Source organism: Ureibacillus chungkukjangi (assembly GCF_044795995.1).
Lineage (GTDB): Bacteria > Bacillota > Bacilli > Bacillales_A > Planococcaceae > Ureibacillus > Ureibacillus chungkukjangi.
Window position 1 is genome coordinate 1,245,362 of the sequence record NZ_CP085009.1, and the last position, 14,295, is coordinate 1,259,656.

At 39.3% G+C, this 14,295-nt stretch carries 15 protein-coding genes; 14 read left to right on the top strand and 1 reads right to left on the bottom strand.

Annotated elements, in window-relative coordinates:
• Positions 1-1,301: 1,301 nt before the first annotated feature.
• From LG296_RS06115 to ylqF, 10 genes are all read left to right on the top strand, one after another.
• Complete coding sequence (locus LG296_RS06115) at positions 1,302-2,495, top strand: MFS transporter (protein WP_107933959.1); 1,194 nt, start codon at positions 1,302-1,304, stop codon at positions 2,493-2,495.
• 106 nt (positions 2,496-2,601) lie between these two features.
• Complete coding sequence (locus tag LG296_RS06120; RefSeq protein ID WP_107933961.1) at positions 2,602-2,937, top strand: putative DNA-binding protein; 336 nt, start codon at positions 2,602-2,604, stop codon at positions 2,935-2,937.
• Between the two features lie 11 nt (positions 2,938-2,948).
• On the top strand, positions 2,949-4,307 hold the full coding sequence (ffh, locus tag LG296_RS06125; protein WP_107933963.1) for a signal recognition particle protein: 1,359 nt from the start codon (positions 2,949-2,951) through the stop codon (positions 4,305-4,307).
• Between the two features lie 107 nt (positions 4,308-4,414).
• On the top strand, positions 4,415-4,687 hold the full coding sequence (gene rpsP, locus LG296_RS06130; protein ID WP_036202915.1) for a 30S ribosomal protein S16: 273 nt from the start codon (positions 4,415-4,417) through the stop codon (positions 4,685-4,687).
• An 18-nt stretch (positions 4,688-4,705) separates the two neighbouring features.
• The gene (locus LG296_RS06135) at positions 4,706-4,939 is read left to right on the top strand and encodes a KH domain-containing protein (protein WP_107933964.1); all 234 of its coding nucleotides are present in this window, start codon (positions 4,706-4,708) and stop codon (positions 4,937-4,939) included.
• A gap of 258 nt (positions 4,940-5,197) precedes the next feature.
• Positions 5,198-5,716, top strand: a complete 519-nt coding sequence (gene rimM, locus LG296_RS06140; protein ID WP_107933966.1) for a ribosome maturation factor RimM — start codon at positions 5,198-5,200, stop codon at positions 5,714-5,716.
• Positions 5,716-6,441, top strand: coding sequence for a tRNA (guanosine(37)-N1)-methyltransferase TrmD (gene trmD, locus LG296_RS06145; protein ID WP_107933968.1), 726 nt, complete (start codon positions 5,716-5,718; stop codon positions 6,439-6,441). The genes rimM and trmD overlap by 1 nt, the downstream gene beginning before the upstream one ends.
• 211 nt (positions 6,442-6,652) lie before the next feature.
• Positions 6,653-6,997: a 50S ribosomal protein L19 gene (rplS, locus tag LG296_RS06150; protein WP_107933970.1), complete on the top strand. Its 345-nt coding sequence runs from the start codon at positions 6,653-6,655 to the stop codon at positions 6,995-6,997.
• A 193-nt stretch (positions 6,998-7,190) separates the two neighbouring features.
• Positions 7,191-7,754 (top strand): signal peptidase I, encoded by a 564-nt coding sequence (lepB, locus tag LG296_RS06155; protein ID WP_404427668.1) that lies wholly within the window; start codon positions 7,191-7,193, stop codon positions 7,752-7,754.
• Between the two features lie 118 nt (positions 7,755-7,872).
• Positions 7,873-8,751: a ribosome biogenesis GTPase YlqF gene (ylqF, locus tag LG296_RS06160; protein ID WP_107933973.1), complete on the top strand. Its 879-nt coding sequence runs from the start codon at positions 7,873-7,875 to the stop codon at positions 8,749-8,751.
• A gap of 521 nt (positions 8,752-9,272) precedes the next feature.
• On the opposite strand, the gene LG296_RS06165 is transcribed toward ylqF, so the two are convergent.
• On the bottom strand, positions 9,273-9,818 hold the full coding sequence (locus LG296_RS06165; RefSeq protein ID WP_107933974.1) for a PCYCGC motif-containing (lipo)protein: 546 nt from the start codon (positions 9,816-9,818) through the stop codon (positions 9,273-9,275).
• Between the two features lie 174 nt (positions 9,819-9,992).
• Here LG296_RS06165 and LG296_RS06170 point away from each other — a divergent pair, with 174 nt between their 5' ends.
• The 4 genes from LG296_RS06170 (at position 9,993) to sucC (ending at position 14,278) form a co-directional block, all read left to right on the top strand.
• A complete protein-coding gene (locus tag LG296_RS06170) occupies positions 9,993-10,781 on the top strand; it encodes a ribonuclease HII (protein WP_107933976.1) in 789 nt (262 codons plus the stop codon).
• Positions 10,778-12,670 (top strand): hypothetical protein, encoded by a 1,893-nt coding sequence (locus LG296_RS06175; protein WP_107933978.1) that lies wholly within the window; start codon positions 10,778-10,780, stop codon positions 12,668-12,670. The genes LG296_RS06170 and LG296_RS06175 overlap by 4 nt, the downstream gene beginning before the upstream one ends.
• Positions 12,667-12,954, top strand: coding sequence for an EscU/YscU/HrcU family type III secretion system export apparatus switch protein (locus LG296_RS06180; RefSeq protein WP_107933979.1), 288 nt, complete (start codon positions 12,667-12,669; stop codon positions 12,952-12,954). Before LG296_RS06175 ends, LG296_RS06180 begins: the two co-directional genes overlap by 4 nt.
• Positions 12,955-13,117: 163 nt before the next feature.
• Positions 13,118-14,278 carry an ADP-forming succinate--CoA ligase subunit beta gene (gene sucC / locus LG296_RS06185; RefSeq protein WP_107933981.1) on the top strand — a complete coding sequence of 387 codons (1,161 nt, stop codon included), beginning with the start codon at positions 13,118-13,120 and terminating at the stop codon, positions 14,276-14,278.
• Positions 14,279-14,295 lie beyond the last annotated feature (17 nt).

Here is a 14,295-nt window from a genome sequence, read left to right on the forward strand (position 1 = left end):
TTCAGTATCCTGCCACACGCGGGTGCTGGAGTAGTTTTTTGTTTTGGGGTGGTTTTAAAAGTGCCGTGTGTGAAAAGCGTACGGATTTTGTTCGTGAAACGTATTGGGAGCACAGGTGATTTTGGAAGCGAGTTTCACAGGGGGGGATGAAACGCGTTGCGAGCAAGGTAGGTGTTTGAAACGAGTTTCATGGAGTGAATGAAACGTATTGTGAGCAAGGAAAATGATTGGAATGAGTTTCATAGGGGGAATGAAACGTATTGCGAAGAAGGAAAACGATTGAAACGAGCTTCAAAGGGGGAATGAAACGCATTACGAGTAAGCTAAACGATTGGAATGAGTTTCATAGGGGGAATGAAACGCGTTGCGAGCAAGGTAGGTGTTTGAAACGAGTTTCATGGAGTGAATGAAACGTATTGTGAGCAAGGAAAATGATTGGAATGAGTTTCATAGGGGGAATGAAACGTATTGCGAAGAAGGAAAACGATTGAAACGAGCTTCATAGTGGGAATGAAACATATTGAGAGCAAGGTAAATGTTTGAAACGAGTTTCATGGAGTGAATGAAACGTATTGAGAGCAAGGAAAACGATTGGAATGAGTTTCATAGGGTGGATAAAATGCATTGAGAGCAAGGTAAGTGTTTGAAACGAGTTTTCATGGAGTGAATGAAACGTATTGCGAGTAAGGTAAGTGTTTGAAACGAGTTTCATGGAGTGAATGAAACGTATTGAGAGCAAGGAAAACGATTGAAATGAGTTTCATAAGGTGGATGAAACGCATTACGAGCAAGGAAAACGAATGAAACGAGCTTCATAGTGGGAATGAACCGTATTGCGAAGAAGGAAAACGAATGAAACGAGCTTCATAAGGTGGATGAAACGCATTACGAGCAAGGTAAACAATCCAAATGCGGTTCATCGAACAAATGAATCGCATCGTGAACAAGGAGACCGTTTGAAACGAGTTTCATAGGGAAGATGAACTGCATCCCGAAGCAAAAAGGTAAACGCGATGCAGTTCATAAGAGGAATGAACGGCATGCCGAAGCAAAAAGGTAAACGCGATGCAGTTCATAAGAGGAATGAACTGCATCCCGAAGCAAAAAGGTAAACGCGATGCAGTTCATAAGAGAAATGACCAGCATCCCGAACCAAAATTATAAACAAGCTGCCGAATAAACCAATCCCCAATCTCCATCCCCCAACCATCCCCAACCACAAAATCCCCCTACTTAACCTACCAATTGTTTAGTATAATTTAATTGTATACAAATGGAATGTTTTGAAAGAAGGGTTACAAATGGATCGTCCAAAATTGTGGACTAAGAATTTCCTTATGATATGTGGCGTTAATTTTTTCACGCATCTTGTATTTTATAGTTTGCTTGCGACTGTTACGCAGTATGTCATTGGACACTTTGGAAAAAGTCAGAGTGATGCTGGGCTCGCTGTTGGGATTTATGTAATTATGGCGGTTGTAGCGCGGCTTTTTGCTGGGAAAATCGTTGATATGATGGGGCGTAAGAAAATACTTATTATCTCTACAGTGCTTTTCTTCTTGGCTGTTTTAGCCTATCAGCTTGCAACGACCTTTACTTTATTTATGATTGTTCGGGCAATTCACGGGCTTACCTTTGGATTTTTAATGACTGCTACTAATGCGATTATGGCAGATGTTGTACCCGATGAACGTAGGGGAGAAGGAACAGGCTATTATGCTACCGCAATGAATATCGCGATGGCGACAGGACCGTTTATTGGCCTATTTATGCTAAGTATCACAACTTTCGATATGTTTATATGGGTATTGGTTTTCGCGGCTTTCTGTAATCTGCTTGGAATCTTCTTAAAAGTTCCAGCGCCAAAAAGGGAAACACAGCATACTCAAAAGCTTACCTTTTCAATCAGTGATATGTTTGAAAAACAGGCATTACCGATTGCCATCTGTATGTTTTCGTTAGCTTTAGGCTATTCGAGCTTATTATCATTTTTAGCGTCTTATACGGACGAAATCGGGCATGGGGAAGTAGCTACATACTTTTTTGTTGTTTACGCTGTTGCGTTAGTACTCACGCGACCTATTACAGGTAGGCTATTTGATCGCTTAGGGGAAAATAAATTAACCTATCCGATGCTTGTTTTATTAGTTATTGGCTATTTTGTCTTAAGTCAAGCGAGCAGTGGGTGGATGATTTTGTTAGCTAGTGCTTTAATCGGAATCGGCTATGGGACAGTGCAATCCAATTATTTAGCGATCGCCATTAAAGAAGCGTTAAAAAATAGGAAGGCTACTGCCACATCAACATTTTTCATCCTGATGGACTTAGCAATTGGAATTGGCCCGTATCTATATGGGGTTTTATTGGCTTATATGAGCTATCAATCGATGTATAGCTGGACGGTCGTGTGGTTTGTTGTTGCTATAGCAATATATTATTTCTTGCATGGTAAAAAAGCGAGAACAAGACAAGCAAATGCAGAGAAAATAGGTTGATTTTAGGCATATTAAAACTTGAAAATGTGGACAAGGAAATTTCCTTGACACACCTTTTGAAAACGTATATGATACAGTAGACAAAATATGATTGGAGAGATATTTAATGCTACTTGAAAAAACAACACGCATGAACTTTCTCTTCGACTTTTATCAAGCATTATTAACTGATAAACAAAGAAGTTATATGGAACTTTACTACCTAGATGACCATTCACTGGGGGAAATTGCAGAGAGCTATAAAGTTTCACGCCAAGCTGTATATGACAACATTCGTCGTACAGAGGCAATGCTTGAAGAATATGAAGATAAATTACGTTTATTTGAAAAATTTGGTCTACGTCAAGAAATTCTTGAACTGTTAACTAAGTCAATCAAGGACGAAGCTTCTACTATAGAATACCGTCTTGAATTGGTGAAACGATTAAAAGAAACGGATTAGGAGGCTAATACATGGCATTTGAAGGGTTAGCGGAACGACTCCAAGGAACAATCCAAAAGATAAAAGGTAAAGGGTTAGTTACCGAACAAGACGTTAAAGCGATGATGCGAGAGGTTCGTCTTGCATTAATCGAAGCAGACGTTAACTTAAAGGTTGTTAAAGAGTTTGTCAAAAAAGTTAGCGAACGAGCTGTTGGTTCAGAAGTGATGAAAAGCTTAACTCCTGGTCAACAAGTTATTAAAATCGTTCAGGATGAGCTGACATTATTAATGGGTGGGGAACAAAGCCCTATTAAATTTAATACGAAGCCGCCAACTGTCATTATGATGGTCGGGCTGCAGGGTGCTGGTAAAACAACTACTACTGGTAAATTAGCGAATGTATTACGTAAAAAATATAATCGTAAGCCTTTATTAGTTGCTGCCGATATTTATCGTCCAGCCGCTATTCAACAGCTTGAAACATTAGGAAAGCAGCTGTCTATTCCTGTCTTTGCTCTAGGAACAGAAGTATCTCCAGTTGAGATTGCTCGTCAAGCATTAGAGCATGCAAAAGAAGAGCATCATGATGTGGTTATTATCGATACTGCAGGTCGACTGCATATTGATGAAACACTAATGGATGAGCTAAAAAATATTAAAGCACTTAAAGAACCAGACGAAGTATTTTTAGTTGTCGATGCTATGACTGGTCAGGATGCTGTTAATGTTGCTCAAAGCTTTAACGAAACAATCGGTATTACGGGCGTTGTCTTAACAAAATTAGATGGCGATACTCGTGGTGGTGCTGCACTATCTATCCGTGCTGTTACAGAAAAACCGATTAAATTCGTCGGTATGGGTGAAAAAATGGATGCTCTTGAGACATTCCACCCTGAACGTATGGCGTCTCGTATTTTAGGGATGGGTGACGTTCTTTCGTTAATCGAAAAAGCGCAAGCAAATGTAGATATGGAGAAGGCAAAAGAGCTTGAAGAAAAATTTATGTCTCAAAGCTTTACTCTTGATGACTTTGTGGAGCAGCTTCAAGCTGTTAAGAAAATGGGGCCGCTTGAGGATATGCTTAAGATGCTGCCAGGTGCCAACAAAATCAAAGGCCTTGATAATGTGAAGGTCGATGAAAAGCATATGGGGCGTGTGGAAGCGATTATATATTCCATGACTAAGGCAGAAAAAAACCATCCAGAAATCATGAATGCAAGCCGTAAAAAGCGTATTGCACAAGGATCTGGTACATCTGTGCAGGAAGTCAACAGATTGCTTAAGCAATTTGAGGATATGAAGAAAATGATGAAGCAAATGACAGGTATGACTCAAGGTAAAGGAAAGAAAAAAATGAAGCTACCTGGCCTGGATTCATTGTTTAAATAAAAAAAGTTTGCTAAAATATTAGGTGTTAAGAAAAAACACTTTACAAACCAAAATAAACTTGATAATATACTATCTTGTGTGAAACTTATTCGGAGGTGCAATAAATAATGGCAGTTAAAATTCGCTTAAAACGTATGGGAGCTAACAAATCTCCTTTCTATCGTATCGTAGTTGCTGATTCTCGTTCTCCACGTGACGGACGTCAAATCGAAACAGTTGGTACTTATAACCCACTTACTTCACCAGCAACAGTTAACATCGATGAAGAGAAAGCTCTTAAATGGTTAGCTGATGGTGCAAAACCATCTGATACTGTACGTAACCTGTTCTCAGAACAAGGTATCATGGAGAAATTCCACAACCAAAAATTCAGTAAATAATTCTAGAGGTGACACGCGATGCAGAAGCTGATTGAAACAATCGTAAAACCGTTAGTCGATTATCCAGAAGAAGTTCGTGTCGAAACGGACGAGAATTCAAGTCGAGTTGTTTATAAACTTTTTGTTCATCCAGAAGATCGAGGAAAAGTAATAGGCAAGCAAGGTCGCGTTGCAAAGGCAATTCGTACAATTGTTTATTCAGCTGCTGGCAGTCATCACAAGAAAAAGACTTACGTCGACATATTAGACTGAAAAGTGGAGCGCGTTTGTTCAACCGCGACAAGCACTGGAGACTGCTGAAGGGCATGCTTGCATGCACAGAAGAAGTCGAAGTGACCTCGAGCGGTTAACGTGCGAAACTAGACAATAAAGCGGAAAACGGTAGTAAATGCCGTTCAAAGCTTACATAAAAGAAGGGAGCTAAATGCTATCCCTTCTTTTTTATTAACTTTTTTAGTATGATAATGTCGATATAAGCAATTGATATTTAACTTAAGGTGGGCTTAATTAATGGAATGGTATAATGTAGGTAGAATCGTTAATACACACGGAATTCGCGGAGAGGTACGCGTCCTTTCCACAACAGACTTTGAAGACGTACGATTTGCGATTGGAAACAAATTAGCGGTTTTCAAAAAAGATGATAAAAAACCAATTTGGGTAACGATAGAAAGTGCCCGTCGACATAAAAACTTTATTTTATTAACCTTTGAAGGCTACAATAACATCAATTTTGTGGAGCCTTTTAAAGAAGGTCTATTAAAAGTGTCAAAGGACCAATTAGATGAGGATGTACTTGAAGAGAACGAATACTACTACTTCGAAATAATTGGCTGTGAGGTCTTTTCTGAAGAAGGCGAGCAAATTGGAACGATTACGGAGATTCTTGAAACTGGTGCTAATGATGTATGGGAAGTGAAGAATGCTAACGGTAAAAAACACTATATCCCTTATATTGAGGATGTAGTAAAAGAAATCGACATAGAAGAAAAGAAAATCGTTATTCACGTGCTGGAAGGTTTATTGTAATGAATATTCATGTCCTAAGTTTATTTCCAGATATGTTTACCGGTGTATTCGGTTCATCGATTTTGAAAAAGGCACAGGAAAAAAATGCTGTTTCATTGGCGGTGTCTGATATCCGGGATTTTAGTACAAATAAGCATAAACAAGTAGATGATTATCCTTATGGTGGTGGTGCAGGTATGGTGTTAAAGCCAGAGCCGATGTTCCAGGCCGTAGAATCTATTACAGAGGGACGAAAACCTCGAATTATTCTTATGTGTCCTCAGGGTGAGCGCTTTACTCAAAAAAAAGCAGAGGAGCTTGCTAAGGAAGATGAGCTTGTGTTCTTATGTGGGCATTATGAAGGCTACGATGAACGGATTCGTACAAATCTTGTGACCGATGAAATCTCTATCGGGGACTTTGTATTAACTGGTGGGGAATTGCCTGCTATGACTGTAATCGATGCTGTTGTACGTCTTTTGCCTGGTGTGTTAGGACAAGAAGACTCTCATATTCAGGATTCGTTTTCAACAGGGCTATTAGAGCATCCACACTATACTCGTCCTGCTGAATTTAGAGGAATGAAAGTGCCTGATGTATTGTTATCAGGGAACCATGCTAATATCGATAAATGGCGTGAACAGGAGTCCTTAAAACGCACATTTGAAAGACGTCCGGACCTTCTGGATGAAATGGAGCTAACACCACAGCAAAAAGCCTTTGTCGAAAGCTTGAAGTCCAAGTAGCAGCATAGGTTTATTGTGGAAGCTATTAATTCTTTTTTAAAACTAATTGGTGTATCAAAATAAGTCGAATTAGAATCTATATAATACTTGCAAACAATAAAAAGAATATGGTATTATTCAAGTTGTGCTTCTATATGAAGTGCTGAATTACGGTGTTCCGCTGAGTCCATTTAGAGGACTGTAAGAGCATCTGTCTAAGGAGAGAAAATAAATGTCAAACATTATTACAGAAATTACAAAAGAACAGCTTCGTTCTGATCTACCATCTTTCCGTCCTGGTGACACTGTTCGCCTACACGTTAAAGTTGTAGAGGGTACTCGTGAGCGTATCCAATTATTCGAAGGTGTAGTTATTAAACGTCGTGGTGGCGGAATTAGCGAAACTTTCACAGTTCGTAAAATTTCTTACGGTGTTGGTGTTGAACGTGCATTCCCTGTTCACACTCCAAAAATCACTAAATTAGAAGTTATCCGTCGTGGTAAAGTACGTCGTGCTAAACTTTACTACCTACGTAACCTACGTGGTAAAGCTGCTCGTATTAAAGAAATCCGATAATAACTTTTTGAGAGGGGGCTTGTTTTCAAGCTCTCTTTCTTTTTGGTAAAAAAGAAATGGAAACAATAGGCTTCTTATCTAATAAATGCAACAAAAGATATAGCTCCATATTGGAGAAGATATTCATGAGTTTTCAAACTTGTATACATAATTCATTTACAATAAAATGATGTTAGATAGGGAGGAATCTTCCGTGGAGAATACAAAAAAAGAAAAAAACGAACTTTGGGAATGGATTAAAGCGCTTGTAATTGCATTTGTTATTGCTGTGCTCATTCGCTACATATTATTTACACCAATCGTGGTGGATGGAGATTCGATGATGCCAACCTTAAAAGATGACGACCGAATGATAGTAAACAAAATTGGCTATACAATCGGCAAACCGGATCGCTTTGATATCGTAGTATTCCATGCTCCAGAGGGCAAAGATTACATTAAACGTGTGATAGGTCTTCCTGGTGATACAATCGAATATAAGGACGACCAGCTCTATATAAATGGCAAGGCTTATGATGAGCCATATTTAGATGAGTATAAATCACAAATAACAGAGGGCACTCTAACACAAGACTTCACTTTACAAGAAATTGACCCAACGCTTGACGTCATTCCAGAAGGGTATGTCTTTGTAATGGGAGATAACCGACGCTATAGTAAAGATAGTCGTCATATTGGCATCGTTAGTCAGGATGAGCTTATTGGAAATACAAGCATTATCTTCTGGCCAATCGGTGATATTACAATTGTAAAATAATATTGAATGAGTGAAGGGGGTTCTTTTGCAATCTCCTTTTCTTTTTGGAATCAAGACATAGCACATAAAAATTTTTGGACATAATAATTTTAGGAATACATATAAGGAGGAATACAACATGACTATACAATGGTTTCCGGGACATATGGCGAAAGCGCGACGTGAAGTTTCAGAAAAACTCAAACTAGTAGATATCATTTTTGAGCTTATCGATGCGCGTTTGCCCCTTTCTTCAAGAAATCCAATGATTGACCAGGTGATCAATCAAAAACCGCGTCTATTAATTTTAAATAAAGCAGATATGGCCGATGAGACTGAAACAAATAGATGGGTGCAATATTTTGCAAAGCAAGGACACACAGCAGTAGCCATAAACTCTTTAGAAGGAAAAGGACTGCAAAAGGTAACAAAAGCGGCACAAGAAATTTTAGCTGAAAAATGGGATCGAATGAGAGCGAAAGGTATGAAGCCGCGTGCGATTCGTGCCATGATTGTAGGAATTCCAAACGTAGGGAAATCCACTTTGATCAACCGATTAGCGAAGAAAAATATCGCAAAAACAGGGAATATGCCTGGGGTAACAAAGTCTCAGCAATGGATTAAAGTAGGAAAAGATATCGAGCTACTAGATACACCAGGAATTCTTTGGCCAAAGTTCGAGGACCAAGAAGTCGGTTTGAAATTAGCTTTAACAGGTGCCATTAAGGACACAATCATTAACATGGAGGACCTTGCAGTTTACGGACTGAAGTTCCTTTCTATCCACTACCCATATCGTATGGAAGAACGCTACGGATTAACAGCAATTCACGATGAACTAATAGATACTTTTGACCATATCGGTAAACACAGAAAAGTTTTCGGACCTGGTGGAGAAATCGACTACGATCAAGTGGCTCTAATCATCGTTCGTGATATCCGTAACCAGCACTTCGGCAAAATTACATTCGATATTGTCGCTGAACAATTAGAAAAAGAAGCTTTGGCGGAGGAGTAGTCGCTGGAGTAACTCAATAGTAGTCTTTGAACGCACTTCGTACTTTGTATGAAGTGCGTTTTAATTATTAAAGTGAGAGGTGAAAAAATAGCTCGTGCTTTTAGTAAAATTTGCGCGGTTAGATTGGTTTGGACGTAATGAGTGGGGGAGTCGCACGTTATCGGGTGAAAGTCGCACGTAACGAGATGGAAGTCGCACGAAACGAGATGAAAGTCGCACGTAAAACGATGAAACTCGCACGTAAAGAGAGAAGTCGCACGAAACGGGGTGGAAGTCGCACGTAACGAGATGAAAGTCGCACGTAAAACGATGAAACTCGCACGTAAAGAGAGAAGTCGCACGTAATCGGGTGAAACTCGCACGTAATCAGGGAAAAGTCGCACGTAAATCAACCAAACTCGCACGTAACCAGACCAAACCCGCACGTAACCCCACATCTCCATCCCCACCCCAAAAACCCCAGCAAAAAAAGCAAAGAAAAAACGGTATCGTTTCTCCTTCGCCCTTCACGTTACTTAAACTTATGCTGGCATATCCGTTGGAGTTGGTGCAGCATAGCCTTCTTTATATTTGGAATCAATGGCATCTCTAATTTCCTTTAATGATTTCCCTTGTTGAGCCATTTGCACGGATTCTACAGCAATTTCTAGGCAAACAAGGCAGCGTGTTCCGTGATCATCCCAAACTACGGAACCATCCTCGCGCGTCTCTGCTATGAAGCAATTTAAGTTACTGCGATGTCCTACTGAATCCCCGCACCCACAATAGCAAGGCATCCATTCTAAAATATCTGTAGCTTTACCGGCAACCTGATAGACTAGACGAATATCCTCATGCTGACCGTCTAAAAAGCTTGGTAAAATATCAGCTGATGCAGTCATTTCTTGAATGTCGCCAGAAGCATGATCGTGGGAATCGTGGCTATCACTCGCTTGGCTTGTACCCGTATCATCACCATGATCTCCACTAGCCTCATGCTCTTCTTTTGTATGTTCATCTTTTGCAGCATTCCCGCATGCGGACAATATAAGGAGTATGCTAGCAAAAAGAGGGAAAAGTTTTTTCATAAGTTCTCCTCCAATCAGTTCAAGTTAATTATAGACTGAAATTTACCAGATGGACAAGGAACTGTGTTAATTTGATAGTAGAGAAAATCTAATTGGAAGTTTCGAATAGTTTCTTCTAAATTGAGGAAAAATGCCGATATATATAAAGAGATAAAATAGGGAAGTGTCATACATATGGTAAAAACAATAAAAGAAATTACAATCGCTTTAAACGAAGCGCAAAAATACGAAGCCTGGATGAAGGAAATCGAAGCCGATGAACGTGCAGGAGTTATAAAGGCTTGGAAGCAATGGAATAATCGTATGGAAAAAGAAAAGAAAATGCTAGAAGAGCATGAAAGTAAGGTTAATTTCGACAAAAGCTTTTTAGCCTCACCAGAACATCATGTAGCCGGTATTGATGAAGCAGGGCGTGGTCCTTTAGCTGGTCCTGTTGTTACAGCTGCCGTGATTCTGCCAAAAAACTGTGAAAAATTTATAGGCATCAATGATTCGAAGCAGTTAACAAAAAAAGCAAGAGAAGAATTTGCAGCCATCATTAAAGAGCACGCCTTGGCCTATGCCATTCATTTTCAGAGTGCAGCAGTAATTGATGAGCTTAATATCTATGAAGCGACAAAGCAATCCATGAAAAAAAGCGTTGAAGGATTAGAGATTTGCCCAGACTTTTGTATTGTGGATGCTATGACATTGCCGATTGATATCTCTCAAAGCTCGATTATCAAAGGTGATGCTAAAAGCTTAAGCATTGCTGCAGCATCCATTCTAGCGAAAAATGCGCGAGATGAATATATGGAACAGCTTCACGAAAAATACCCAGTCTATGGCTTTGACCAAAACGCTGGATATGGCACTAAGCAGCATTTGGAAGCGCTCGAAGCATATGGCTTTATGGAAGAACACCGAAAAAGCTTTGAACCGATTAAATCAATGGTTGAAGTAAAGGAGCGGGTATTAATATGACATCCACATCTTTTAATCCAATACAAATACAGCAAACAACAATTGAACAAAATCAACCCCTATCCCTAAAACAGGGACAAGTATTCCATGGGACCATCAAAAAACTATACCCAGATCAAATGGCTGAAATACAGGTTGGACAAAACAAATTGTATGCAAAGCTTGAAACCCCTTTAAAAGCAGGAGATTCGCATTTTTTTCAAGTAACGAACATGAATCCTCAAGCAGAGTTAAAAGTGGTTACAGGGCCAATGCAGCAATCTCAAACAACAGCTCAGCAGTTAAATCAGCTATTAGACACCATGAATCTGCCAAAAACACAAGAAATGCAGCAAGTGCTTTCCCATTTTGTGAAAAATCAGCTACCTCTTTCGAAGGAAACGCTCTTACAGGCTGAAAATTGGCTGAAGAATTTGCCAGAATCCATTACAAAGCAGGAAGCATTGCAGGCTATTCAAAAAATGGCGGAGCTAAAGCTTCCATTCACAAACGAAATATTTAAAGGTTTAATATTTGGTTCCAAAAGTAATGGGATGACTTCTGCTCTTGCCAATTTGTCGACATTATTAGCTCAGGATACAAGTATTGAACCTGCCATAAAATCAACTATTCAGCAGCAACTTCAACTGATTTCTAAGCCCCTTGCAGAAGAAACAGGTGGCAACCTACTTTCAAAGGCTGTGCAAAATTTGTTTAACACAGAAACAAGTGCTTCCCAAAAATCACAGGTGCTCAACCTCTTAAAAAATGCAGATATAGTCCCAAAGAATGCAACGGCAGAGAATTGGCTATCTCAAGGCTTAAAGCAGCATCAAAACCTGGCAAATGAATCGATTAAACCATCTGCGAGTCAGCTGATTCAAACGGTGATGACTTCAAAACCGGCAGATTCGCAACAAATCATCCAGCAGGTACAAACATGGATTAATGATCAGACAAACTTATCAGAGCAGCAAAAAACACAATTACAGCAGCTCGTAAATCGCTATGAAGCATTACCAAAAAACGCTTCAACACTACTCGAGATGTTCACAAAGCAACTCCATGAGCAGCTCGTCAAAGCGTTTGCAGCCCAATCGAGTGAGACTTCTACTACAACACCTAGGGACCAATTACTTTCCCTGCTGAAGCCTGAAGCTACTTATCCCCAAGCTACTCAGTCTACTTTGTTAAATTTAGTGAGAACAGCAGGAGAATCAACTGTAGCAACCGTCCAAAATATGCAGCTGCAAGCAGATGCAGAAGTATTGTCAGCAATGGATGGGAAAATGATGGAACAAGCGATTAAAACAGTCCTAAAGGGCTTGGGCATGAGCTACGAGGCGTCCTTAAATAGTAAAATGTCCGATATGCAAGAACTGGCCCAATCGTTAAAGCCGCAGCTCTTATCTCTTATACATGATTCTCAAATTTCCTCAAATGTCAGAGAAGCAACGGACAATATTCTATCAAGGTTAAATGGGATGCAGTTAACTTCAGGAGAAAACGGTCATCAGCATCAATTAGTCATGCAAATTCCGTTGCAGTTTTTAGGTAAAAAAACAGAGGCAACTCTTCAATGGAATGGCCGAATGAAGGAAAATGGCAAAATTGATGCCAACTACGCGCGGGTTTTATTTTACTTAAATATGGAGGCTCTAGAAGAAACAATGGTGGATATGCAGGTTCAAAATCGCATCATTACCATTCATTTATATAATAATCAGCCACAGCTTGAGAATTTAGCCGAGCCCTTGAAAGCTGTATTAAAAAAGGGATTATCAGATAAAGACTATCAGCTATCCGGATTATTTGTGAAGCCTTTTGAAAAAACTACTGCTCCTCAAACTGTCACGATGAAAAAAGGTGATGAATCGAAATTGAATAGTGGAGTGGATATTCGAATATGAACGATAAAAAGTATGTCAGAAAAGAAGCAATCGCACTAACCTACAATCCAGAGAATAATAATAGCCCGACTGTAATCGCAAAGGGAAAAGGGAAAATCGCTGATAATATCCTAGAAAAAGCAGCGCAAAATGATATACCAGTATATGAGGACAAAAACCTTGTTGAACTGTTAGGGAACCTTGATTTAAACGAATCTATTCCTGAAGAATTGTATGAGGCAGTAGCAGAAGTATTTGCTTTTATTTATCGATTGGATCGCAATTATCAAACAAAAACAAAATAAATCTTCAAGAAACTATAGACGAAAATACAAAAGATAGATAATATTGTAATAAAATATTCTATTTTTATACAAATGATACAAGGATAGACATTGTCAGAATGTTTGTATAGAATGGATTATGTTAAGAAAATAATTTCCACAAAGGTTGATTGGAGGATGTATCATGAATATCCATGAGTATCAAGGGAAAGAAATCCTAAGAAAATATGGAGTAAGTGTTCCAAATGGGAAGGTTGCGTTTTCACCGGAGGAAGCTGTAAAGGTTGCAAAGGAACTTGGTTCAAATGTAATCGTTGTCAAAGCTCAAATCCATGCGGGTGGACGTGGTAAAGCTGGGGGTGTAAAAATCGCGAAGAATTTGGAGGAAGTCCGAACTTACGCGAAGGAGTTATTAGGAAAAATCTTAGTAACTCATCAAACTGGTCCTGAAGGTAAAGAGGTTAAACGTCTTTACATTGAAGAGGGGTCAGACATTAAAAAAGAATATTATTTGAGCTTTGTTTTAGATAGAGCAACTTCTCGAGTTACTTTAATGGGCTCTGAGGAAGGCGGCATGGATATTGAGGAAGTAGCAGAGCACTCTCCAGAGAAAATCTTTAAAGAAGTAATCGATCCTGTTTCAGGACTGCTTCCATTCCAGGCACGTCGCATGGCTTTTAGTATGAATATTCCGGCAAAGCTTGTAAACAAAGCAGCAAAACTAATGCTAGGTTTATATGAAGCCTTTGTTACTAAGGATGCTTCTATTTTAGAGATCAACCCACTTGTAGTAACAGGTAGTGAAGAGGTTGTCGCTCTAGATGCGAAATTTAATTTCGATGGAAATGGCTTATATCGTCATAAAGATATCGTTGAACTAAGAGATTATGATGAAGAGGATCCAAAAGAAATCGAAGCTTCTAAATACGATCTTAGCTATATCTCATTAGATGGCAACATTGGCTGTATGGTTAATGGGGCAGGTCTTGCTATGGCCACAATGGATACAATCAGCTATTACGGCGGAAAACCGGCTAACTTCCTGGATGTTGGGGGCGGCGCTACAGCAGAGAAAGTAACAGAAGCATTTAAAATTATCCTATCAGATCCAAATGTTAAAGGAATCTTCGTTAATATCTTCGGAGGCATCATGAAATGTGATGTCATTGCAGAGGGAGTAATTACTGCTGCGAAGGAAGTAGGGTTAAAAGTTCCTTTAGTTGTACGTTTAGAGGGGACAAACGTAGGACTTGGTAAAGAACTATTGAATGCATCTGGTTTAAATATTGTAGCGGCCGACTCAATGGCAGATGGCGCTGAAAAAATTGTAGAGCTTGTAGGTTAAGGAGGCTAATGACAATT

Coding starts and splice junctions, on each gene's coding strand:
- LG296_RS06135 (WP_107933964.1), top strand. CDS start 4,706: ATGCAGAAGCTGATTGAAACAATCGTAAAACCGTTAGTCGATTATCCA.
- LG296_RS06170 (WP_107933976.1), top strand. CDS start 9,993: ATGGTAAAAACAATAAAAGAAATTACAATCGCTTTAAACGAAGCGCAA.
- trmD (WP_107933968.1), top strand. CDS start 5,716: ATGAATATTCATGTCCTAAGTTTATTTCCAGATATGTTTACCGGTGTA.
- LG296_RS06115 (WP_107933959.1), top strand. CDS start 1,302: ATGGATCGTCCAAAATTGTGGACTAAGAATTTCCTTATGATATGTGGC.
- ylqF (WP_107933973.1), top strand. CDS start 7,873: ATGACTATACAATGGTTTCCGGGACATATGGCGAAAGCGCGACGTGAA.
- LG296_RS06120 (WP_107933961.1), top strand. CDS start 2,602: ATGCTACTTGAAAAAACAACACGCATGAACTTTCTCTTCGACTTTTAT.
- sucC (WP_107933981.1), top strand. CDS start 13,118: ATGAATATCCATGAGTATCAAGGGAAAGAAATCCTAAGAAAATATGGA.
- rpsP (WP_036202915.1), top strand. CDS start 4,415: ATGGCAGTTAAAATTCGCTTAAAACGTATGGGAGCTAACAAATCTCCT.
- rimM (WP_107933966.1), top strand. CDS start 5,198: ATGGAATGGTATAATGTAGGTAGAATCGTTAATACACACGGAATTCGC.
- LG296_RS06165 (WP_107933974.1), bottom strand. CDS start 9,818: ATGAAAAAACTTTTCCCTCTTTTTGCTAGCATACTCCTTATATTGTCC.
- LG296_RS06180 (WP_107933979.1), top strand. CDS start 12,667: ATGAACGATAAAAAGTATGTCAGAAAAGAAGCAATCGCACTAACCTAC.
- ffh (WP_107933963.1), top strand. CDS start 2,949: ATGGCATTTGAAGGGTTAGCGGAACGACTCCAAGGAACAATCCAAAAG.
- rplS (WP_107933970.1), top strand. CDS start 6,653: ATGTCAAACATTATTACAGAAATTACAAAAGAACAGCTTCGTTCTGAT.
- LG296_RS06175 (WP_107933978.1), top strand. CDS start 10,778: ATGACATCCACATCTTTTAATCCAATACAAATACAGCAAACAACAATT.